Annotated in this window: 25 protein-coding genes; 16 read left to right on the plus strand and 9 right to left on the minus strand. The window is 67.4% G+C overall.

All coding sequences use genetic code 11. The features are described 5' to 3' along the window. The coding region (locus tag AC5RVD_RS15090) for an HNH endonuclease signature motif containing protein (protein ID WP_494127366.1) at positions 1 to 1,594 on the plus strand (1,594 nt) is incomplete at its 5' end. Between the two features lie 23 nt (positions 1,595 to 1,617). On the opposite strand, the gene AC5RVD_RS15095 is transcribed toward AC5RVD_RS15090, so the two are convergent. Then, positions 1,618 to 3,012, minus strand: a complete 1,395-nt coding sequence (locus AC5RVD_RS15095; protein WP_494127434.1) for a glucose-6-phosphate dehydrogenase — start codon at positions 3,010 to 3,012, stop codon at positions 1,618 to 1,620. A 333-nt stretch (positions 3,013 to 3,345) separates the two neighbouring features. On the opposite strand from AC5RVD_RS15095, the gene ffh reads away from it, so the two are divergent. The 15 genes from ffh (at position 3,346) to AC5RVD_RS15170 (ending at position 14,908) form a co-directional block, all read left to right on the plus strand. Further along, a complete protein-coding gene (gene ffh / locus AC5RVD_RS15100; protein WP_494127367.1) occupies positions 3,346 to 4,932 on the plus strand; it encodes a signal recognition particle protein in 1,587 nt (528 codons plus the stop codon). A gap of 243 nt (positions 4,933 to 5,175) precedes the next feature. Next, positions 5,176 to 5,733, plus strand: coding sequence for an NUDIX hydrolase (locus tag AC5RVD_RS15105; protein WP_494127368.1), 558 nt, complete (start codon positions 5,176 to 5,178; stop codon positions 5,731 to 5,733). A 10-nt stretch (positions 5,734 to 5,743) separates the two neighbouring features. Beyond that, a complete protein-coding gene (locus AC5RVD_RS15110) occupies positions 5,744 to 6,457 on the plus strand; it encodes an alpha/beta fold hydrolase (RefSeq protein WP_494127369.1) in 714 nt (237 codons plus the stop codon). Positions 6,458 to 6,480: 23 nt separating this feature from the next. After that, positions 6,481 to 7,722 (plus strand): hypothetical protein, encoded by a 1,242-nt coding sequence (locus AC5RVD_RS15115; protein ID WP_494127370.1) that lies wholly within the window; start codon positions 6,481 to 6,483, stop codon positions 7,720 to 7,722. A gap of 65 nt (positions 7,723 to 7,787) precedes the next feature. Further along, positions 7,788 to 8,675, plus strand: a complete 888-nt coding sequence (locus AC5RVD_RS15120) for a VOC family protein (protein ID WP_494111938.1) — start codon at positions 7,788 to 7,790, stop codon at positions 8,673 to 8,675. Between the two features lie 69 nt (positions 8,676 to 8,744). Next, positions 8,745 to 9,230, plus strand: a complete 486-nt coding sequence (locus tag AC5RVD_RS15125; RefSeq protein ID WP_493986952.1) for a hypothetical protein — start codon at positions 8,745 to 8,747, stop codon at positions 9,228 to 9,230. Between the two features lie 227 nt (positions 9,231 to 9,457). Then, positions 9,458 to 9,886: a 30S ribosomal protein S16 gene (gene rpsP / locus AC5RVD_RS15130; RefSeq protein ID WP_493977360.1), complete on the plus strand. Its 429-nt coding sequence runs from the start codon at positions 9,458 to 9,460 to the stop codon at positions 9,884 to 9,886. Beyond that, the gene (locus AC5RVD_RS15135; protein ID WP_493977361.1) at positions 9,886 to 10,125 is read left to right on the plus strand and encodes an RNA-binding protein; all 240 of its coding nucleotides are present in this window, start codon (positions 9,886 to 9,888) and stop codon (positions 10,123 to 10,125) included. The genes rpsP and AC5RVD_RS15135 overlap by 1 nt, the downstream gene beginning before the upstream one ends. Positions 10,126 to 10,235: 110 nt before the next feature. Beyond that, complete coding sequence (gene rimM, locus AC5RVD_RS15140) at positions 10,236 to 10,784, plus strand: ribosome maturation factor RimM (protein WP_493986953.1); 549 nt, start codon at positions 10,236 to 10,238, stop codon at positions 10,782 to 10,784. After that, positions 10,785 to 11,669, plus strand: a complete 885-nt coding sequence (gene trmD / locus AC5RVD_RS15145) for a tRNA (guanosine(37)-N1)-methyltransferase TrmD (RefSeq protein ID WP_494111940.1) — start codon at positions 10,785 to 10,787, stop codon at positions 11,667 to 11,669. Positions 11,670 to 11,935: 266 nt separating this feature from the next. Then, a complete protein-coding gene (gene rplS, locus AC5RVD_RS15150; RefSeq protein WP_493977364.1) occupies positions 11,936 to 12,295 on the plus strand; it encodes a 50S ribosomal protein L19 in 360 nt (119 codons plus the stop codon). Between the two features lie 113 nt (positions 12,296 to 12,408). Continuing rightward, complete coding sequence (gene lepB, locus AC5RVD_RS15155; RefSeq protein ID WP_494127435.1) at positions 12,409 to 13,038, plus strand: signal peptidase I; 630 nt, start codon at positions 12,409 to 12,411, stop codon at positions 13,036 to 13,038. A 5-nt stretch (positions 13,039 to 13,043) separates the two neighbouring features. Further along, a complete protein-coding gene (lepB, locus tag AC5RVD_RS15160; protein WP_494127371.1) occupies positions 13,044 to 13,856 on the plus strand; it encodes a signal peptidase I in 813 nt (270 codons plus the stop codon). Further along, positions 13,853 to 14,551 (plus strand): ribonuclease HII, encoded by a 699-nt coding sequence (gene rnhB, locus AC5RVD_RS15165; RefSeq protein ID WP_494127372.1) that lies wholly within the window; start codon positions 13,853 to 13,855, stop codon positions 14,549 to 14,551. The genes lepB (AC5RVD_RS15160) and rnhB overlap by 4 nt, the downstream gene beginning before the upstream one ends. Positions 14,552 to 14,584: 33 nt before the next feature. Then, positions 14,585 to 14,908: a DUF2469 domain-containing protein gene (locus AC5RVD_RS15170; protein ID WP_493986958.1), complete on the plus strand. Its 324-nt coding sequence runs from the start codon at positions 14,585 to 14,587 to the stop codon at positions 14,906 to 14,908. A gap of 4 nt (positions 14,909 to 14,912) precedes the next feature. Here AC5RVD_RS15170 and AC5RVD_RS15175 read toward each other — a convergent pair whose 3' ends face one another. The 8 genes from AC5RVD_RS15175 to AC5RVD_RS15210 form a co-directional block, all read right to left on the minus strand. Beyond that, positions 14,913 to 15,275, minus strand: a complete 363-nt coding sequence (locus AC5RVD_RS15175) for a cupin domain-containing protein (RefSeq protein ID WP_494127373.1) — start codon at positions 15,273 to 15,275, stop codon at positions 14,913 to 14,915. Positions 15,276 to 15,352: 77 nt separating this feature from the next. Continuing rightward, positions 15,353 to 16,756 carry an NAD(P)/FAD-dependent oxidoreductase gene (locus AC5RVD_RS15180; RefSeq protein WP_494127374.1) on the minus strand — a complete coding sequence of 468 codons (1,404 nt, stop codon included), beginning with the start codon at positions 16,754 to 16,756 and terminating at the stop codon, positions 15,353 to 15,355. A 10-nt stretch (positions 16,757 to 16,766) separates the two neighbouring features. Beyond that, positions 16,767 to 17,879, minus strand: a complete 1,113-nt coding sequence (locus tag AC5RVD_RS15185; protein WP_494111946.1) for an ABC transporter ATP-binding protein — start codon at positions 17,877 to 17,879, stop codon at positions 16,767 to 16,769. Next, complete coding sequence (locus AC5RVD_RS15190) at positions 17,869 to 18,666, minus strand: ABC transporter permease (RefSeq protein WP_494127375.1); 798 nt, start codon at positions 18,664 to 18,666, stop codon at positions 17,869 to 17,871. The genes AC5RVD_RS15185 and AC5RVD_RS15190 overlap by 11 nt, the downstream gene beginning before the upstream one ends. Beyond that, complete coding sequence (locus AC5RVD_RS15195) at positions 18,663 to 19,589, minus strand: ABC transporter permease (protein WP_494127376.1); 927 nt, start codon at positions 19,587 to 19,589, stop codon at positions 18,663 to 18,665. Before AC5RVD_RS15195 ends, AC5RVD_RS15190 begins: the two co-directional genes overlap by 4 nt. Continuing rightward, complete coding sequence (locus AC5RVD_RS15200) at positions 19,589 to 20,710, minus strand: ABC transporter substrate-binding protein (protein WP_494127377.1); 1,122 nt, start codon at positions 20,708 to 20,710, stop codon at positions 19,589 to 19,591. The genes AC5RVD_RS15195 and AC5RVD_RS15200 overlap by 1 nt, the downstream gene beginning before the upstream one ends. A 68-nt stretch (positions 20,711 to 20,778) precedes the next feature. Further along, on the minus strand, positions 20,779 to 21,342 hold the full coding sequence (locus AC5RVD_RS15205; protein ID WP_494111950.1) for a helix-turn-helix domain-containing protein: 564 nt from the start codon (positions 21,340 to 21,342) through the stop codon (positions 20,779 to 20,781). A 165-nt stretch (positions 21,343 to 21,507) separates the two neighbouring features. After that, positions 21,508 to 22,128: a TetR/AcrR family transcriptional regulator gene (locus tag AC5RVD_RS15210; RefSeq protein ID WP_494127378.1), complete on the minus strand. Its 621-nt coding sequence runs from the start codon at positions 22,126 to 22,128 to the stop codon at positions 21,508 to 21,510. Positions 22,129 to 22,157: the final 29 nt, after the last annotated feature.

Below are 22,157 nucleotides of genomic sequence, written 5' to 3' on the forward strand. Positions count from 1 at the left end.
CCTGGCCGTGCCCCGCCAACGCGCGGCAGCGGAACTGGCCGACGCCCACCAGATCGCCACCTGCCTGCCCGCCACCCTCGCCGCCCTCGACCACGGCCACCTCGACCTGGACCGCGCCACCGCCATCGCCCGCAAAGGCGCCGGCCTGGCGCCCGAGGCCTTGGCAGGGTACGAAGCCAAGGCCGTTCCCGGCGCCGGGGCCATCACCCTCGAATCCGTTCAGGCCCGGGCCCGCACCGCCCGCGACCGGCTGCACCCCGAACCCCTCGAAACCCGGCACCGGGCAGCGATGGAACGCCGCACCGTCCAGTACCAGCCCCAGGACGACGGGATGGCCGAGCTTTACATCCGCACCAGCGCCGACAAGGCCCTGCTCGCCTACAACCTCATGCAGGCCCACGCCCGCAGACTGCAGACCGCCGACGAAACCCGCACCCTGGGCCAACTCCGCGCCGACGTCTTCACCGACATGCTTCTCCGCTACCCCGGCCACGCCTACCAGCCCGCCACAAACACCAAAACCACCGAAACCGCCAACGGCGAAACAGCCGCCAACGGCGAAGCAGCCGCCAACGGCGAAGCAGCCGCCAACGGCGAAGCAGTCGCCAACCAAGCGGCAAGCGGTCCGGGAACAGCAACCGATTCCGGAACGGCAATCGCCACCGGCGGAATTGCCCCCAGCAAAGCATCAGCCGACCCGGGACTAGCGACCGATTCGGAAACGGCGGCCGGATCCGAAACCTTAGCCGCCACCGCGCGGACTGTACCGAGCACCACCAAAGAAACAGGCTCAGAGGTCCCGGCCGCCACCGGGACAGCGCCAGACGCCGCCCGAGGGACCGCAACCACCGGGATGGCAATGCAGGGGCGCTGTACCTGCGGGGGCGGGAACGTGACCGCCTCCGTCGCCGTCACCGCGCCCCTGCACACCCTGCTCCGACTCGCCGAAGAACCTGGCGACCTCACCGGCTATGGGCCCATCCCGCCCGGAATGACCCGCGACCTCGCAGCCCTGGCCAAGTCCTGGCTGACCGTGCTCACCGACGACCACGGCAAGGCAGCCGCCGCCGCCAAAGACCTGCGCCACCCGCCCGAATGGCTCAAACGCCTCGTCCGGCTGCGCGACCGCCACTGCCGCGACTACGGCTGCACCATCCCCGCCGACCACTGCGACATCGACCACACCATCGCCTGGGAAGACGGCGGCAAAACCGTCCCCGAAAACCTCAGCGCCAGATGCAAACCCGACCACAAAACCAAACACCACGCCGGCACCACCGTCACCCAGGACCCCGACGGAACCCTCCACTTCACCACCCGCTCCGGCCACACCCACACCACCACCCCCGACGACGGCTGGACACTCACGCTCCCCTCGGCGCCCAGCGAAGGAAATGCCACGGAAAGCCCCGACGACGGAGCCAACAGCTCCCAAAGCAACACCGGCGGCGACGGAGATGCCACAGAAAGCCGGGACGAGGGAGATGCCACTGAAAGCCCGGACGACCGGGCAAACAGTCCCCGAGACGAGAGCGGTGGCGACGGAGCCGCGGACGCGGACGACCCGTGGGACGGTACCCCGCCACCGTTCTAGGTACTCACCGATCTAGATCTCCGTCAGGGGAGCGGCCTGTCGCTCCGGGAAGTTTCCCAGCTGGCCGGACCGCTGCTGCCGGCTTCGTATTCTTCCAGCGGAACCTCGTCCTTTTCCCAGGCCCTCAGCACGGGCTCGACTATCCGCCAGCAGTCCTCGGCGATATCCCCGCGGACGGACAGGAGCGGGTCGCCGCGCAGCACGCCTTCCAACACTTCGCCGTAGGGCAGCAGGTCGGCCGAGTGCAGGTCGGCGCTCATGACCGCCCGGTCCAGCGTGAAGATGTCGCCCGGACCGTTCACGTCGATCTCCAATTGGAGGGTTTCCGGTCCGAGGCCAATCCGCAGCCGCGTCGGGGCGTCTATGCCCTTGAAGCCCGTTGGCAGGTGGTTGACCGGTTTGAAGGTGATGATCACTTCCTTCTGCGGCTTGCCCAAAGCCTTTCCCGAGCGCAGGATGAACGGCACGCCGGACCACCGGGAGTTGTTGATCGAAACTTCAACCTCGGCCAAGGTCTCGGTCTTCTTGGCCGGGTCCACGCCCTGTTCGGCGGCGTAGTCCGGGATATCGCGGTCGCCGATCCGACCGGCCGTGTAGCGGGCGCGCCGCGTGCTCTTCGCGAAATCCGGGTTGACGCTGCTGGCACGGAGGACGCTGCCGATATGGTCGCGCAGGTCCCGCTCATGGATGGTGGCCGGGGCGTTCAGGGCGGTCAATGCCATCACCTGCAGCAAGTGGCTCTGGATCATGTCACGCAGCGCGCCCGCGCCGTCGTAGTAACGGGCGCGGCCCTCCAAAGCCAGCGACTCATCGTAAAAAATCTCGACTTTGGCCACATGTTCATTGCTGAGCAGCGGCTCCAGCAGGCGGTTGGCGAAGCGCAGGCCGAGGATGTTGAAGACCGTCGCCTTGCCCAGGAAGTGGTCCACCCGGTGGATATGGTCCTCCGGCACCAGCTTCAACAGCGTCTTGTTCAGCGATGCGGCCGATTCACGGCTGGAGCCGAACGGCTTTTCCAACACCAACCGGGTCCCCTCCGGCACGTCCTCGGGCCGGAGTATCTCGCAGGCTTTCTGGCTGACCGCGGGCGGCAGGGCAAAGAACACGGCAACCGGGCCATCCAGTGCGGCCAGCAATTCCGCCAGGGCACCTTCCGCAGTCACGTCCACCGAGTGGTACCGGGTGTTTTCCTGGACGTTGATCAGTTGCCGCCGTCCGTCGTCGTTCGCGGCACCTGCGCAGGCATCGAAGGCGCCGCGGACGCGTTCCTGCCACCTGCCCTCGTCCCAGTCGTCCGAGCCAGCGCCCACCACTTTCAGTCCGCTGGTCCTGCCTTGGGCGATCAATTTGCCCAGCCCGGGCAGCAGCAGCCGGCCGGTCAGGTCGCCGGAAGCCCCCAAAATCAGCAACGTCCGGATCTGCAGCGGCCCGTCGGCAGCGGGGGAGGACTTGGCCTCGGTGTGGGTCTGTTCCTGTGTCTGGGTTTGTTCAACGCTCACCTTTCCCACCTTGCCACGGCTGTACCGTTGGGGGGAACGGTCTGTCGGCCGCGGGAACACCCGGCCGCCCGGCGTACTCCTTGCCCGCCCGCGGCGTCCTCCTTCACGGGCCGGCCAAAGGCACTAGGTCCGCACGAGCGTCAACCGGGGTGGCCGGCGCGACTGCTGCCGCGGCCAGTTGATACCCTTAAGTGCTGAACTCCGGCGCGGCCCGGGGACTGTGAACCAGATCGACGAAAGTAGACACGGCGCGTGTTCAATTCACTCTCTGACCGGTTGGCCTCAACCTTCAAGAATCTGCGCGGCAAGGGACGGTTGTCCGAGGCCGACGTCGACGCCACCGTACGCGAAATCCGGCGTGCCCTGCTCGACGCCGACGTCGCCGTGCCCGTGGTGCGCGAGTTCGCGGCCCACGTGAAGGAACGCGCGCTCAGCGAAGAAGTCTCCGCGGCGCTGAACCCCGCGCAGCAGGTCGTCAAGATCGTGAACGACGAGCTGGTCAACATCCTGGGCGGCGAGACCCGGCGCATCAAGCTGGCCAAGACCCCGCCGACGGTGATCATGCTCGCCGGCCTGCAGGGCGCCGGCAAGACCACCCTGGCGGGCAAGCTGTCCAAGTGGCTCAAAAGCCAGGGCCACAGCCCGCTGCTGGTGGCCGCCGACCTGCAGCGCCCCAATGCCGTCACCCAGCTCCAGGTCAACGGCCAGCGCGCCGGCGTGCCGGTCTACGCCCCGCACCCGGGCGTGCAGTCCGAGTTCGACGCCGTTACCGGTGATCCGGTGGCCGTGGCCCGCGACGGCGTGGCCGAGGCGCGGCAAAAGCTCTACGACGTCGTCATCGTGGACACCGCCGGCCGCTTGGGCGTCGACGCCGAGATGATGCAGCAGGCGGCTGACATCCGCGCCGCCGTCAACCCGGACGAAGTGCTCTTCGTGATTGACGCGATGATCGGCCAGGACGCGGTCAACACCGCGCAGGCCTTCAACGAAGGCGTCAACTTCACCGGCGTGGTCCTTTCCAAGCTCGACGGCGATGCGCGCGGCGGCGCGGCGCTCTCCGTTGCCTCGGTGACCGGCAAGCCGGTGATGTTCGCTTCCACGGGCGAAAACCTGGACGACTTCGAGATCTTCCACCCGGACCGGATGGCCAACCGCATCCTGGACATGGGCGACATGCTCACCCTGATCGAGCAGGCGGAGAAGTCCTGGGACAAGGGCGAAGCCGAGCGGATGGCGCAGAAGTTCGCCGACCAGGAAGACTTCACCCTCGACGACTTCCTCGCCCAGATGCAGCAGATCCGCAAAATGGGCTCGATGAAGAAGATGCTCATGATGATGCCGGGCGCCGCCAACATGCGCCAGCAGTTGGAGAACTTCGATGAACGCGAGATCGACCGCGTGGAGGCGATCGTCCGGTCGATGACCCCGCACGAGCGCGTTGCCCCGAAGATCATCAACGGCTCCCGCCGGGCCCGCATCGCCAAGGGCTCCGGCGTGCACGTCTCCGAGGTCAACGGCCTGCTGGAGCGCTTCGGCCAGGCGCAGAAGATGATGAAGAAGATGGCTCAGGGCGGCGGCATCCCGGGCATGCCCGGCGTGGCCGGTCCGGGCGGCTTCGGCGGCGCACGGAAGAAGCAGCAAACCGCCAAGGGCAAGAAGAAGGCCCGCTCCGGCAACCCGGCCAAGGCGGCCCAGGAGCTGCGCGAGGCCGAGGAGCGCCGCAAGAACAAGGCCTCCATTCCCGCGGGAAGTGCCTTCGGCGCCCCGCAGGACGGGCAGGACTTCGATCCGTCGGCGCTGAACCTGCCCAAGGGCTTCGAGAAGTTCCTCGGCAAGTAGCCGCGAAGACTGTTCCGCTGCACGTAAGTGCCCCGTCGTTATCCGGCGGGGCACTTTCCATGCGCCGGCGGGGGCGCTTGCCCTGCGCCGCGCGGCACTTTGCATGCGCCGGAAGGTAAGCTGGTTGTCGAATCGTTTCACCGTGGACACGGGACCGGGTGATCACGCGGATCGTTGGCCGGGCGGCACTGTTCGCCCCGGCGAGCATCGGTCCCACCCGCGGCAGCGCAGCGAAGGAGTTTTGTGGCAGAGCAGGCACGCGGCGCCGACGGCGGCAGGCCCGGAACGCGGCGGGACACCGTCGCGGTGATCGTGCGCAGTGTGGGCGGTTCCGTAGTGCTGGTGAACAATCCCGGCGGTCCCACTCTGCCGGCGGCGCCGGTCCGGCCCGGCGAGGACCCGCGGGCGGCAGCGGCCCGGGTGCTCGCCGAGTCCTCCCTGCTCGTACCACCCGGACGCATCCTGGCGCTGGATTACCAGCTGATGGACGGCGAAGCCGCGGAAGCCATCACCTTTGTGTACGACGGCGGAACGTACGACGGCGGCGAACTCGCCGCCGGTGCCGGGGGACAGGCGGTCTTCCTGCCCGTCGAGCAGGCCGAGGCCGTCCTGGACCCCGCGCAATCCGCCCAGCTGGCCGCGGGGCTCCGCGCCCACGAACTGCTCACCGTAGTTGAACTGCGCCACGGACAGGTGCTCCGGACCGGGCAGCTGCGCGTCCCGGAACGCGAATTGGTGCCCCACGTCTGGGCGCTGGAGGCCGCCGGAGACTCCAAGGGAACCGTGGGTTCCGGCGTCTAGTATTTCTCCCATGGCAGTCAGAGGCAGCGGAGAGCGGGTGGTCTTTGTCCACGGCACCGACAGCTTCGGAGCCGCTGCCTGGCCGCACCAGCACCGCCTGGCCGGACGCTACGACTGCCTGTTCGTGCGCCGCCACGGGTTTGACCCGCAAACAGAACCCCGCCCGACCGACTTCGACGAGGACGCCCGGATCGTCGGCCGGCATCTGGGACCGGGCGCCCACGTCGTGGCCCACGCGCAGGGCGCCGTCGCGGCGATGATGGCCGCGGTCGAGCACCCGACCAGGGTGCACTCGCTCACGCTGTTCGAACCCGCTTGCCTATCCCTGACCGCGGACTTGCCGGCCACCCGTGCCTACCGCGAACGGCTGGAGCCGTTGTTCGACGCGCGGCGGGAGCTGACCGACGAGGAATACCAGCGCGCCTTCGTCCGGCTGGTGGTCGGCGCCGAGGCGCTGCCGCTGGCCTCCGCGGCCGACCGTGCCCAGGCGACGCGCGTCCGGCTGCAGTCTCCGCCCTGGCAGGCGCCGCTGCACATCGTCCCCGGCTTGCCCACCCTGGTGGTCACCGGCGGCTGGGAACCGCTGTACGAGGAAGTGGCCGAATACCTGGCCGGGACCGGCGCCGTCCACCGCCACGCCGGCGGGCACCACCGGCCGCAGGACACCGACCGGGGCCATGCCCTGCTGACGGCCTTCCTGGCCGGGGCAGCACTGCCGGACTGATCATTGGTTGCTAGCGTTGAGCTATGAATGAATCAGGCTGGGAACCAGCGTCAGGACAGCTGTGGTGGCCGTGGCCGCTGGACGAAGCCGGCGTCGCGGCCCTGCAGCAGCAACTCACCGACCGCTCGCTGCTCGGCGCCTTTGCCGGCGGCGCCCCGCAGGCAGGCGACAGCGTGGTCTCTGTGCTGCTGGCCGTGAACGGGGAACAACGCGCCGCCGTCCTGGATCCGGCCGGACAGGCAGTGCCGGGGCCCGACGTCGCGGCCTTGGTCCGCGGGCTCTCCGCCGACCTGGGGGCGGCCGTGGAGATTGACGGCGTCGAATACGAGGCACCCGCACCGGATGCTGCGCTGGAAGTGGACGCCGTGCCGGAACCAGACGAGGCCGAGGAGTCCGCAGTGCCGGACGCGGCCGAGCTGCGCACCGTGCTGGTGGGCAAGTTCCGGCGCGAGGACCTGATGATGTTCGGCGCCCTCAACGGCGTGGAACTCCATGTCCTGGAGCCCGACGCGGGCCGTCCCGACGGGGCCGCACCCGGCCAGCGGATCGTGTTGGTCTATGGGGAGGCGGCGCCCGGGCTCTACAACTGGCCGGCCTCGGCCAAACCGATCGTGGCGCTGATGGACCTGGACGGCTTCCGCGCGGTCGAGGCATGGCTGCCCGGCACGCGGAGCGACCCGGACACCAGCTTCTGGCATGCCTGGGAGGCACCGGCCAAGCCGTTCCCTTCGGCGTCCCGGGCCGACGCCGAGGCGCTGCGGCTGCTCGGCCGGATTGTGCATCCGGAAGGACCCGACACGCAGCGGCTCAGCGATGTGCTCGGCCTGGAACCGGGCGCCGTCGAGGGGCTGCAGGAACTGATGGCCTCCCCGGACGAGCCCGGGATCCTGGCCCGCGCGGGCCAACTGCTGCAACTGCCCCCGGTCGCCGCCCGGCTCGCCGAAGGGTCGCTGCAGCCCGACCGGGTCCCTGGGATGGAATCGATCCCCGTCCAGTCGATCGGCAAGGCACTGCTGGAACTGGCCAGCACCCCGGCGGAAGGCAGGGGACCGTTGGCGGCGTGGCAGCGCGCCGTCGTCGCGCGCCCCGGCCTGCTGGCCGGCAGTGCCGCCGCGGCTGCCACCGGCGCCGCCCTGCTGTTCCGCGCCGCCGGACGCCGGCCCGCCAGCTCCCGGTTCTTGCGGGCTGGCGCCCTGGGGCTGGTGCTGCAGGCGGCCGGAGACGTGGCGCTGGGCAGCTATCTGGCGTACCGGCGCCGCCGCTGAGCCCGGATGCGGCGGCCGGAGCCCCGGACTGGAATAAACGTGAAGCTTCAAGTATTGTTGATTGCATGAACATTCAAGTAAATCCCCAGGACCTGCTCTCCGGCGACCTCAGCATGGGCACCGTGATGCTCAAGGTCGGCGACATGAAGAACATGACCAACTACTACCAGCAGGCGCTGGGGCTGGATCCTGTCTCGGAGGGACTGGGCGGGGTTTTCCTGGGCCGCGGCACCACGCCGCTGCTCCACCTGGCTCCGGCCAACGGGCTGCAGCTGCCGTCCCGCGGCGAGGCCGGGCTGTTCCACACCGCCTTCCTGTTCGAGAACCAGTCGGACCTGGCCGCCACCGTGGCCACCGCGGCGCAGACCGATCCCTCCAGGTTCGCCGGCAGCGCCGACCACCTGGTCAGCGAGGCGTTCTACTTCACTGACCCGGAGGGCAACGGCATCGAGCTCTACTGGGACCGCCCGCGCGACCAGTGGTCCTGGAATGAGACCGCCGACGGCAAGGAGGTCCACATGGACAGCCTGGCCCTCAACCCCCAGACCTACCTGCAGAGCCACCTGACCGAGGAGTCCCTCTCCAGCCAGCGCGAGGCCGGCGCCGGAATCGGCCACGTGCACCTGCAGGTCGGCGACACCAACGTCGCCGAGGAGTTCTACGTGAAGACCCTCGGTTTCGAACGCACCGCCGGCTGGCACGGCCAGGCGCTGTTCGTCGCCGCCGGCGGCTACCACCACCACATGGCCATGAACGTCTGGAACAGCCGCGGGGCCGGGCCGCGCAAGGACACCCTGGGGCTGGGCGAGGTGCTGATCCACGTGCCGACCGAGGACGAGGTCGGCGCCCTGACCGAACGCCTCACCAGCGCCGGCATTGCCAACCACCACACCGGGGCCGAGCTGCGCTTCGAGGATCCGTGGCGCAACCAGCTGCGCGTCGCCGTCGGCTGAGGCGGAATTCCGCCCGGTGCGGCTAGGCTGAAGAGGAACCACTTGGTCTAGCCGCGGAAGGACCTGCAGATGTCCGGAACCACCGAAATCTTTGTCGCCACCCACGATGTCGCCGTCCGGCGCGCCGCCGAGCTCGAGGCCAGCGTCGACTCCCGTGGGGAAACCGACGGGCCAATGGCCCAGGTCGAGGATGCGCCCAGTCTTCGCCTCAACGGGGTCACGGACCTGGAGATTGAAATCCTCGGCGGCCTGGCTGCCAAGGCCGTCGGCGCCGCCGGCGGCGAGGCCCTGGACATGGCCGACGTCTCCAGCGACTACCTGATGGTCGCCCCGGATGCCATGGTCCAGTCGCTGGCGGAACTGCTGACCTACACCGACGACGACGGTGCCTCCTTGATCCCGGAGGTCGCCTCCCGGTGGGCCGCCGAAGAGGACATGCCGTTCAGCGGCGCCATCGCCGAAGACAACGTGCGCCGGATCGCGCAGCTGGCGTCGCAGGCGGAGCAGGCCGAACGCCAGCAGCTCTACGTCTGGTCCACGACCGCCGAAGCCTGACGTTCCCGGGCCCAACGGCCCCGGTGCCCGCCGCCAAACCGGTGGCAACGCGCCGCCGTCGCCAAGTCGCGCGGATTGGTTCCTATCTGGCACAATAGACAGGTACTCGATCTGCGCGGCCCCTCTCTCCGCGTGTGTATCTTGTCCTTTGAACCCCAACCATGGCCCGCCCCACGGGAGCAGACATACGGGTTCGCCCATTTTCAGAACCAGGAGTGACCACAACAGTGGCCGTAAAGATTCGCCTTAAGCGCTTCGGTAAGAAGTTCTCTGCCCACTACCGCGTCGTTGTCATGGATGCCCGCGCCAAGCGCGACGGCCGTGCCATCGAAGAGATCGGGCAGTACCACCCGACCGAAGAGCCCTCGTTCATCGAGATCAACTCCGAGCGTGCCCAGTACTGGCTCGGCGTCGGCGCCCAGCCGACCGAGCAGGCCGAAGTTCTGCTCAAGATCACGGGCGACTGGCAGAAGTTCAAGGGCATTGAGGGCCAGGAAGGCACCCTCAAGACCAAGGCTGCCAAGGAGGCCTTCGTGGCTCCCGAAAAGGATTCCGTGATCGTCCCCGAGGCCATCACCCCGAAGGCCAAGAAGGAAGAAGCTGCCGAGGCTCCGGCCGAGGAAGCAGCCGCAGACGAAGCCGAAAAGGCTGAGTAATGCTGGCCGAAGCGCTCGATCATCTGGTCCGCGGGATCGTCGACAGTCCTGACGACGTCAAGGTCACGCAGAAGAGCAACCGCCGCGGTGACATCATCGAGGTGCGTGTTCATCCGGAGGATCTGGGCCGCGTCATCGGCCGCCAGGGCCGCACTGCCCGCGCACTGCGCACGGTAGTGAACGCCTTGGCCGATGACCAGGTCCGCGTGGATGTGGTCGATACCGACCGCCGCCGCTGATCCGGATCGGCGCCCGCCCGGCATCGAGCCGGGCACCCATTCCATAACCTCCGGCCCCTGTACCAGATAATGGTCCAGGGGCCGGACGTTTTTCTTCCAAAGGAGTCTGCATGCAGGTACAAGTTGCCCGGATCGGCAAGCCGCACGGCATTCGGGGCGAGGTTACGGTCCAGGTGCTGACGGACGCTCCGGCCGATCGCTTCGTTCCCGACGTCGAGCTGACCGTGGAGCCGGCCGGCCTGGGGCCGCTGACGGTGCGCAGTGCCCGCTGGAACAAAGACATCCTGCTGCTGGGTTTCCATGAAGTCGCCGACCGTAACGGTGCCGAAGAACTCCGCGGCGCCAGGCTCTTCGTCGACACCGAGGACGTCGAAGACGACGACGACGCCTGGTACGAACACGAGCTCGTCGGCCTCGACGTGCGCATCGGGGAAGACGTGGTCGGCAAGGTCTCCGGACTGAACACCATGCCCGCCCAGGACCTGCTGATCGTGGAGGACCTGAACGGCGGGGAAGTGCTGGTGCCATTCGTCGAGGAGATCGTGCCGGAAGTGGACGTGGAAGCGGGCTTCGTCCGGCTCACGCCGCCGGCCGGGCTGTTCGAGCTGAACTCGCCGGATGCGCAGGAGACCCCCGACGACGGCGAGGGGGAGCGCTAGGTGCGCATCGACGTCGTCAGCATCTTTCCGGAATACCTGGCGGCGCTGGATTTGTCGCTGATCGGCAAGGCGCGCCAAGACGGGCTGCTGCAACTGCAGGTCCACGACCTGCGCGACTTCACCACCGACCGCCACCGCACCGTCGACGACACCCCGTACGGCGGCGGCGCCGGCATGGTCATGAAGCCCGAGCCCTGGGCGCAGGCGCTCGAGTCGGTCGTTATTGCCGCGGACTCCGGCACAGACCTGCCGGCCCGCCCGGATCCCGCGGCGGACCGGGTCCCCGAGCCCGCCGCCGCGCGACCCGTCCTGATCGTCCCGTCCCCGGCCGGCGAGGTCTTCAACCAGGCCCTCGCCTACGAGCTCGCCGCCGAAGACCACCTGGTCTTCGCCTGCGGCCGCTACGAAGGCATCGACGAGCGCGTCCTCGACTGGGCGGACGGGCATTTCCGGGTCCGCCCGGTCAGCCTCGGCGATTACGTGCTTAACGGGGGAGAGGTGGCCGTGCTGGCGATGGTCGAGGCCGTGGGCCGGCTCATTCCCGGCGTCGTCGGCAACCCCGACTCGCTGGTGGAGGAGTCCCATTCCGACGGGCTGCTGGAGTATCCGGTCTACACCAAACCCTCCGACTGGCGCGGCCGCGGGATCCCGGAGGTTCTGCTCAGCGGCAACCACGCCAAGATCGCCCGGCACCGCCGCGACGAACAGCTGCGCCGCACCGCCGAGCGCCGCCCGGACCTGATCCTGGCACTGGATCCGGAGACCCTGGACAAGCAGGACCGCGCAACCCTGGCGGAACTCGGCTACACCGTCACGCCCGATCAGGTCGTGCCGGTTCCGTCGAGGTCAGCGGATGCCGTCAGGAACACCCCCCATACCTCCTGACCTCGCAGGCGGAGCCGTGTTTCGGCGCAACTGAATTTTTGGCCGCGCGGAATTAGAGCTTGGGGCGTGCCGTGTGGCAAAATAGAGGATTGTGTCCGCTGGGCACGTTCCTGCCACAGGGGGAGCGTTGCCAACAGTTGGACTCTCCGGCCGCCGATTCCCGGATGGCCGGTTCTTGAATTTCGGCAGCGACGGTTGCAGGCATGTGCCTGACCGTCGCGCCGTGACCAAAGTGAATGACCTGTGGCGTTCACCAGGAGTGAGCAATGCATATCCTCGACTCTGTTGACGCAGCATCCCTGCGCAGCGACGTTCCCGAGTTCCGCGCCGGCGACACCGTCAAGGTGCACGTGAACATCATCGAAGGCAAGACCGCCCGTATCCAGGTTTTCCAGGGTTACGTCATGGGCCGCCAGGGCCATGGTGTCCGCGAGACCTTCACCGTCCGCAAGGTTTCCTTCGGCGTGGGCGTGGAGCGTACCTTCCCGGTACACTCCCCGATCATCGACCACATCGAGGTCGTAACCAAGGGCGACGTGCGCCGCGCCAAGCTGTACTACATGCGCAAGCGCCACGGCAAGGCAGCCCGCATCAAGGAGAAGCGCGACTTCGGCACCGCCAAGTAAAGTTGCCCACCGGCAACTTCTTGACCTAGGCAGTGCAGCACCTCTCTGGTTCCCCCGAAGCTTCGGGGGAACAACCAAGACGCCGGCCCGGACTTCCGGGCTGGCGTTTTGTGTTGGCCGTCGTGGCCTGCGCCGTGGTGCTCAGCGCCGTCGTGCGCGCCACACTGCTGGACGTGTACTACATCCCGTCCGGGTCGATGGAGCCGCTGCTGGAGACCGGCGACCGTGTCCTGGTTTCACGCACCGACTACCACTTCGGCGGGATCCGGCGGGGCGACCTGGTGGTCTTCGACGGGCGGGGCTCGTTCGCGCCCTTCAACAGCGGCAATTCCCCGTTCGTGGACGCCCTCCAGCAGGCCGGCCAGTGGCTCGGGGTTGCCGGGAGCGACACCATCTATGTGAAACGGGTGATCGGCCTGCCCGGGGACTCGGTCGAATGCTGCGGTCCGGACGGGCGCCTGCTGGTCAATGGCGAACCGGTCCAGGAGGATTACCTTTTTCCCGGCGACGCGCCCAGCGAGATGAAGTTCTCCGTCCAGGTGCCCGAGGATAGATTGTGGTTAATGGGGGACCACCGGTCGGCCTCGGCCGATTCGCGTGCCCTCCTCGGCGCGCCGGGCGGCGGCATGGTCCCCGTCGAGCGCGTCATTGGCCGCCCGCTGAGCATCATCTGGCCGCTCGACCGGATGGCCGGGCTGGACCGGATACAGTTGGATGCCCAGCCAGCGGAGAATCGAGGATAGTGAGTATGGACCAGGACCCGAAGGATACTGGCGGGTACCAGCCGGATGCCTCCGGGCCGCGGAAGCGCGAACGCCAGAGCGAACGCAAGAGCGCCGGGCGGAACTCCCTGTTGTCGTGGCTGAAGGAGATCGCCACGATCGTCGCGGTCGCCGTCGTCCTTTCTTTCCTGATCAAGACTTTCCTCTTCCGCGCCTTCTTCATTCCGTCGACCTCCATGGAGGACACGCTGGAGGTGGACGACCGGATCTTCGTGAACCTGTTGGTCCCGCAGCCGTTCGAGCTCAGCCGCGGCGACGTGGTGGTTTTCCAGGACAAGCTCAGCTGGCTGCCTCCGAACGGCGTGGACGACGCCGGCAACTGGTTCCAGCAGATCCTCACCTTCGTCGGGCTGATGCCTGATGCGTCCCAGCAGCACCTGGTGAAGCGCGTCATTGGCCTTGGCGGCGACCAGGTGGTCTGTTGCGACGCCGATGGCCGCATCTCGGTCAACGGGGAGCCGCTGGACGAGGATCCCTACCTTGCGCCGGGCTCGGACAACACCCGGATTCCCTTCGATGTGACTGTGCCCGAGGGTAAAATCTGGGTCATGGGCGATAACCGGAACCATTCCGCGGACTCGCGCGAACATCAGGACGAGGCGTCGCAGGGCTTCGTGGACCTCGAGTCCGTCGAAGGCAAGGCCAGCGTCATCGCCTGGCCGCTGGACCGGCTGGGCTTCCTGGGCAATTATCCGGAAGTGTTCGACGGCGTCCCGGAACCGTCCGAGGCGTCCGGCACGGAGAAGCCGGCCATGGCCCGGCAGGACGAGACACAGTGACCGGCAGGGCCCCCACGCTGCGCTTTGAGCGGTCCTTCATCGAGGCCGGCCATCGGCTGGTCGCCGGTGCGGACGAAGTGGGCCGCGGAGCCCTGGCCGGACCGGTCAGTGTAGGGATGGTGGCCATCGACGCGACCTCGGCCAAACAGATCCGCGGCGTCCGCGACAGCAAACTGCTCAGCCCGGCGGACCGGGTGGCCCTGGTGCCCAAGATCCAGAAGTGGGCGACGGCCTACGGGGTGGGGCACGCCAGCGCGGCGGAAATCGATGCGCTGGGCCTGATGGCGGCCCTGCGGCTGGCCGGTGCGCGCGCCTGGGGCCAGGTGCTGGCCACCGCCCGACCGGACATCGTGATTCTCGACGGCAACCACGACTGGCTGTCGGCCGGGGAACCGTCGCTCTTCGACGACGTCGCGCAGCCCGGCTGCGACGCGCCGGTGCGGACCAGGATCAAGGCGGATCTGCAGTGCCTCAGCGTGGCGGCCGCGAGCGTGCTGGCCAAGGTGGAGCGCGACGCCATGATGACCGGCTACGCCTCCGACTATCCGGACTACGCCTGGGACATCAACAAGGGCTACGCTACTCCCGCGCACCGCGCCGCCCTGCAGGGCATCGGCCCCTCGGAGCTGCACCGCAGAAGCTGGCGGCTTACCCCCGAGCAACCGCTGATGCCCGCCGTCGAACTCGCGGAGTAAACGCCGCCGGGCAATCTGGGGCAGGATGGATACATGAGCGCCGAAGACCTTGAGAACTATGAGACCGACATGGAGCTGCAGCTCTACCGGGAGTACCGCGATGTCGCCGGCCTGTTCAGCTACGTCGTTGAAACCGAGCGCCGCTTCTACCTGGCCAACCACGTGGACCTGCAGGCGCGCTCTGCCGACGGCGAGGTCTACTTCGACCTGACCCTGCAGGACGCGTGGGTCTGGGACGTCTACCGTTCCGCCCGGTTCGTTAAATCCGTCCGCGTGATCACGTTCAAGGACGTCAACGTCGAGGAACTTGCCAAGAACGACGACCTCACCCTGCCCAAGGACGGGCTCGGCAGCTGACGGGCTACTGGCCGCCGACGCCGTCCAGGGTGATGTAGGTCTTCCGGACGGTCTCGTGGACGTCCCACGTGCCTTTCCAACCGGCGGGCATGACAACGGTGTCGCCGGCGCGCGCTTCCACCGGCGTCTGCCCCTCCGCGGTGATGGTTACCCGCCCGGTCAGGATCTGGCAAACCTCGTGGTAGCCGTCCCGCACCGCGGTGAACAGACCGGGGGAGCACTCCCAGACGCCCACGTTCAGGCTGTCCGCGCTCCAGACCTCCCGGGATGCCTCGTGCTGGCCTTCGGTGACCGCCGTGGGCTTGGGCGCGGGCGCTCCGAGCACGGCGCGGGGCGCCGAGGGGAGGTGGATGGTGTCGATGGACATGGTTGATCCTTTCTCAGGGATGATCCGCGCTGGTCGAGCAGGCCGTTGCTTCCGCTGCTCGACCAGCGGGAGGTACTTCAGGCGCGGCCGGAGATGAGGTCTGCGGCCTTGGCGATCGGGGATGTGGACGTGCGGCCGGAGTTTTCCGACTTGTCTGCGGCGTAGTACGCCGCGTACAGGGCTTGGACGGCAATCCACCGCAGCGGTTCCACTTCCCATTTGCGCACCCGGCGGTTCACCCACGGCATGGTGGTCAGTTCGCTCTCCGAGCCCAGGACCAGGTCCCGCAGCGTCCGGCCGGCCAGGTTCGTCGCGGTCACGCCGGTGCCGACGTACCCACCGGCCCAGCCGATGCCGGTCTCCCGGTCCAGTCCGACGGTGGCCTTCCAGTCGCGCGGCACGCCCAGCACGCCGGCCCAGGCGTGGTCGATGCGTGCACCGCGGGCCGCCGGGAACATGTCATGCAGGATCGCGGCCAGGTTCTGGATGGTTTCGGGCTGGGTGGCCCCGTCCGTGTCGGTCTTGGAGCCAAACCGGTAGGGGACGCCGCGTCCGCCGAGCGCAATCCTGTTATCGGCCGTGCGCTGGGCGTACATGTAGGCATGCGCCATGTCGCCCACGGTGTCGAACTCATTCCACCCGATTGCGGCCCAGACGTCGTCACCGAGGGGCTCGGTGGCGATCATCGACGAATTCATCGGCAGCCATTCGCGGTGCGACCCCTTCAGGTTCGCGGTGAAGCCCTCCGTCGCCCGCAGGATGTACTCGGCCTGGACATTACCTTTCTCCGTCCGCGCCAGACGGGGGCTGATCTCGGTGACGGTGGTGTCCTCGTAGATCCTCACCCCGAGTGCTTCCACCCGCTCCGCCAGGCCGCGGACCAGCTTGGACGGATGGATCCGGGCGCAGTGCGGCTGGTGAACGGCGCCGAGCGTGCCGGCGATCCGGACCCGCTCGTTGCTTTCCGCCTCGCTCAGCAGGCGGACGCCCGCCTCGGGCCACTGGGCTTCGGCTGCGGCAAAGGCCTTGAGCCGTGCCAACTGGGCCGGGTTGCGGGCCACGTTCAGCTCCCCGCCCTTTCGGACACCGGCGTCGATGCCCTCCGCGCCGGCGACGGCGATGACCTCATCCACGGTCTCGTTCAGCAGCGTCTGGAACCGGCCCACCAGCGCACGGCCGTGCGCCTTCACGTACTGGCCGCGGCCGCCGGTGATGCTGTTGGTCAACCAGCCGCCGTTGCGGCCCGAGGCACCGAAGCCGGCAAAGCGGCTCTCGAGCACGACGACGTCCAGCTCCGGCCGGGCCTTCTTGAGGTAGTACGCCGTCCACAGCCCGGTGTAGCCGGCGCCGACGATGGCGACATCCGCCGTCGTGTCCCCGGCCAAGGCCGGCCGGGGCGCGGGCAGCCCGCCCTCGGCAAACCAGAAGGAGACGTTGCCGTTGACCGTCGAGGCCGTCTCGTTGATTAGCTTTTTGCTCATGGTGTTGTTCCTAGGTCGTGGAGACGAGATCGGAGTCTTCGAGCAGCACGCCGTCCTGGGCGGACCAGTAGACAAAGGCATCGTCTCCGGGCTTCAAGCCGTTGCTTTCGGACAGCGGGGTGCGGACGATGCCGGTGGAACCGTCGGCCAGCTGCAGCTCGTATTTGTGGCCGGAGCCCAGATAGATGTTCTGGACCACCTTGACCGGGACGGTGACGGCCCCGCCGGGAGCTTCCTCCGCCTTCGGTGCGACGCGCAGCTGTTCGGGCCGCAGGACCAGGGCGCCCTTGCCGGAGACGCTCCGGCCCGCGGGGCCGCGGAGCCTGGCCCCGTGGAAGTCCATGGACCACTCCCGGCCGGATGTATCGACATCGGCACGGAAAATGGTGGACTCGCCCATGAACTGGGCCACGAACAGGCTGGCGGGGCGCTCGTAGAGCTCCGCGCTGGTACCGACCTGCTCGATCCTGCCGTTGTTGAAGATGGCGATGCGGTCGCTGAGGATCAGGGCTTCCTCTTGGTCATGGGTGACGAAGACGAAGGTGCGGCCGACTTCCTGGTGGATCCGCTTGATCTCCAGCTGCAGCTTCTCCCGCAGGTTCTTGTCCAGGGCGCCCAGCGGTTCATCCATGAGCAGCGCCCGGGGATTGAAGACCATGGCGCGGGCGAAGGCGACGCGCTGCTGTTGGCCGCCGGAGAGTTCGCGCGGGTAGCGGTCCTCATAGCCGGACAGGCCGACGGTCTTCAACGCCTCGCCAATCAGCGTTTTCTGCTTGGACTTGGGGGTCTTGCGCTGCTGCAGCGGAAACGCGATGTTCTCCGCGACGCTCATGTGCGGGAACAGCGCGTAGTGCTGGAAGACGACGCCGAGCCCGCGCTTGTGCGCCGGCACGTTGTCCACGCGCTGGCCGTCGATTTCGATCGAGCCGCTGGTCAGGTCGGTGAAGCCGGCCACGAGATTCAGCGTGGTCGTCTTGCCGCTGCCGGACGGGCCCAGCAGCGTGATGAATTCACCGGGCTCGATGGTCAGCGACACGTCATCCACCGCGGTGGATTTGGCATAGCGCTTGGTGACATTCTGGATCTCGATCCGGGTGCCGGCCCCGGTGAGCTTACTGGACACGTTTCCTCCTACGCATACTGAGCAGCCCGACGGCAATGATGATTGTCGTCAAGAGCATGATCATGGTTGCCGCGGCCGCGATGGTCGGGTCCGTGTCCCTGGTGACGGACGAATACATCTTGACGGGCAGCGTTTCCAAGTACGGACTTTTGATGAAGATGGACAACACGACCTCGTCGAACGAGGTCACGAAGGCGAAGAGTGCCCCCGAAACGACTCCGGGCAGAATGGCCGGCAAGATGACCTTCAGGAAGGTGTTCCACCGGTTCGCGCCCAGGCTTGCGGCCGCCGTCGCCAACCGCTGATCGAAACCGCTGAGGGCCGCCGTAACGGAGACGACCACGAACGGCACGGCCAGGACCGTATGGGCCAGCACGAAACCGGTCAAGGTGCCCAGCATCTGCAGCCGCAGGAAGATCGCGTAGATGCCGATGGCCAGGATGATCGCAGGCACCACGATCGGGGCCAGCAGCAGCGCCTGCACCGTCTTGGCGGCCCGGCGCCGCACAAACTTTTGCAGGCCCATGGACGCCGCGGTGCCGACGACCGTCGCCGCGACGGCAACGATGACGCCGATCAAGATCGAATTGCCGAGGGCCGACATCCACGCCCGGTCGCTGAAGAAATTCTCATACCAGCGCAGCGACCAGCCCGACGGCGGGAAGCTCAGCGAGGCCTTGTCCGTAAAGCTCAGCGGAATCACGATCGACGTCGGCGCAATCAATATGACGGCCACCAGTCCCGCATAAACCAACAGCAGGGACCGGGTCAGCACGGAATGTTTCACAGCAGCCCTCCTTCATCGCCGGCGGCACGTTTGCTCTTGCGCAGCAGCAGCGCCAGCAGGCCCAGCAGCAGCAGGGTGGCAACCAGCAGGATGACGCCCAGTACGCTGCCGCGCCCCCACTGAAGCTGGCCATTGACCTGCACGTAGATGTATTGCGAGATCAGCATCTCGGACGGCGAGCCGAGCAGCGCCGGCGTGATGTAGAAGCCGAGCGCCTGGATGAAGACCAGCAGGGAGCCGGACACCACGCCGGGCATGGCCAGCGGCATGAAGATGCGGGTGAAGGAGACGAAGGGAACGGCGCCCAGGCTGCTGGAGGCCTGCATCAACCGCAGGTCCACGTTCCGCATCGACGCATACAGCGGCAGCACCATGAAAGGCAGCAGCACCTGGACCATGCCGATCAGGACGCCGGTGGTGTTGCGGATCATTTCGAATGGCCCCAGTCCCAGGAACCCGAGCATGCCGTTGATCAGGCCGTTGTCCTGCAGCAGGATGATCCACGCGAAGCTGCGGATCATCAGCGACGTCCAAAACGGTATGAGGACGATGACGACCAGTGCGGCGCGCACCTTCGGGCCGGAAATCACCATGAAGTACGCATACGGGTAGGCCAGCACCAGGCAGATGGCTGCGGACAGCAGCGCCACCCACAGCGTGCGGCCGAGGACGGCCCAGTTCCCGGCGTTGGCGACAAACCACTCGTAGTTCTGCGGGCCGGGCACGGGGTCCGCTACGCTGCGCCACATTGCCTCTGCCAGCGGATAGGCGAACACGCCGACCATCAGCGCCAGCGCCGGCAGCAACAACAACAACGGACTCAGCCGTGTGCGCCTGCCGGCCACCGGCGCCGCACCCTCGCCATTCCCCGTCCGGCCGGCCGAGGCTGCCGGCCGGACGGGGTCTTTGACTGCATTGCTCATTAGGAGACCCAGGCCGTCCAGCGTTCCAGGGTCGAGGCATAGTTCTCGCCCCACCAGGCGAAGTCGGAAACCAGGACCTTGTCGGCGATCTCCGGCTCGGTGATCAGGAACTTCTTGCCGTTCTCATTCACCGCCGGCTTGGCGTCCACGTGGACCGGGGAATACGACGTTTCCTCCGTGAGCTTCTCCTGCTGTTCCTTGCCCAGCGCGTAGTTGATCAGGGCCATCGAGGCCTTCGGGTTCTTGGCGTTCGTGGGAACGGCGAGGACATCCATGACCACGACGCCGGTCTCCCAGACCGGCTCGAACGGGGCGCCGTTTTCCACGGCTCCGTAGGCGCGGCCGGACCAGACCAGAGCCATGTCCACTTCCTCGGCCTCCAGCATCTGCTGCGACTGGGCACCCGTGGTCCAATACACGAGGCTGTCATTGATCGTGTCCACTTTTTTCAGCGCCCGCTCGACATCGAGCGGGTACAGGTCCTCCTCGGCCACCCCGTCGGCGATCAGGGCGCCCTCCAGGAGGCCGCCTCCGACGTCGGCGCCCTGGACGGCCCGCTTGCCGGGGAACTTCTCGGTGTCGAAGAAATCGGCCCAGCTTTGCGGTGCGTTGCTGAACTTCTCGGTGTTGTACACCATGACCGTGGCGTACTGCATGGCCGGGACGTAGCAGTCGCTGGTCAGGCCCTCCGGGACGTTGGACTTGTCGATGATCGAGAAGTCCAGCTTCTGCAGGAGCTTCCCGCATTGCCCGGCCGCCCAGTTCGAATCGGTGTCGACGACGTCCCACGTCACGTTGTTCGACTCCACCTGTGCCTGGATTTTTGCGTACTCCATCGGCCCATCGGACAGGATGTTCGCCCCGGACTCCTCGGCGAACGGCGTCACTGCCGCCGCCATCTGTCCGTCCTGGTACAGCCCGCCGTATGAGGCAAAGGTCATGTTCAGGCCATCCAAGGCGCCGGGCTTGACCGTGCCGGCCTCCGCGGGACCGGTGCCCAGGTCGATGTCGGCGGAGGCCGCACTGCCCCCGCCGCCGCAGGCCGACACGAGCAGGGCAACTGCTGCCGCCATTCCAACCGGCACGGCCCGCCGGCGGCGGGGTGTGGTAACTGCTGACATTATTTCTCCTCTTTCGTGTGGAACGCTGAGTGCGGCAACGCCGGCTGTCCAACTGCGGACCGGCTGCTTTAGATAGTTGGAGGGCTGATGATCCACATGACCTCGGATGTGCCGTGGGCCAGGTTCCGAAGGCCGTGCGGCGTGGACGAGAGGTATTCGACGCTGTCGCCGCCTTCGAGGACATGCGACTCTTCGGAGAGGCGGACCTCCACCCGCCCGGTCAGGCAGACGAGGACCTCCTGCGCATTTCCGTGCGCGTACAGCTCCTCGCCGGTCCCGCCGTGCACGTCGAGTTCGCCGGCGTAGACCTCCAGATTCCGCTGCGGCGAGCCGGTGAGCAGGTACTTGTTGAGGCCGTCGCCGGCATGGAAAACAGGCCGGTCGGCCTTGCGCAGTACCCGGCCCTCGGGCCTGGTGCCGTCGATCAGCTCCGCCGTCGTTGTTCCGAGGGCTTCCGCGATTTTCTTGAGTGTGGCGACGCTGGCGTTCGAGTGCGCGTTTTCCAGCTGGCTCAGGAACCCCGAGCTGACGCCGGTCAGCTGAGCCAGGCTGCGCAGGGAGATGCTCCGCAGTTCCCGGGCCGCACGAATGCGCTGGCCGATCGGCTGCTCGTTATCCGCTGTACCGCTCATCGAACACCTCCTTTAGTCATCCCTAACACGGTGATTTATGTCACTTATCACTGTGTTTAGTAGACCTTAGCCCGGGGGTGCAGCCGAAACAAGCGTTTCACCGATCTTTTTGTGAGGAGCGTCTCGGTCGGTCCCCGGAAGCCTGTGGGCGTGCCCGTGGAAGATTCAACCGGCGAGGTCGGTGCCGAGCTGAAGGCGCGCCGCCGCCAGCAGCAGCGAGTTGATGTAGTCCGGCGTCATTTTCGGGTCTTTCGTGGCCACGGCCATGATCAGGCCGTCGATGAGTGCGACCAGGGTGTCCACTATCTGTTCCACCGGGATTGCGGGGGTGAAGCGGCCGGCGTCCGTGCCTTCGGCAATGGCTGCCCACAGCGCCTGCCGCCACATGATGTTGGTGTGCAGCACCACGGGCTGCACCTCCCGGTGCCGGCTGGCGGCCGCGCAGGATTCCAGCCAGACGGTGCAGTGCTCCGGATCCGTGACCGCACCGGCGAGGAGCGCCCGGACCTTCGCGACGGGGTCCTCCTGCTGCTGCGCGGGCAGCTGCCATTCGGTCGCCCTGCGCTCACACGCGGCGACCAGCATTTCGCGGACCACGGCGTCCCGGCTGGGGAAGTAGTGCTGGATCATTCCGATGGAGATCACGGCTTCCGTGGAGATGTCCCGCAGACGGATCCCGTCAAATCCGCGGGCCGCCAGCAGGCGTTCCGCCGCTTCGAGGATGAGCTGGCGCCGCGGCTGATCCTCGATGGACAGTGCGGGGCCGGGGGCGGCAACGGGGCTCATGTTTTCCCTTCGATGTGCTGTGATACGGT

The sequence above is a fragment of the Arthrobacter sp. THG-b23 genome, from assembly GCF_059091265.1.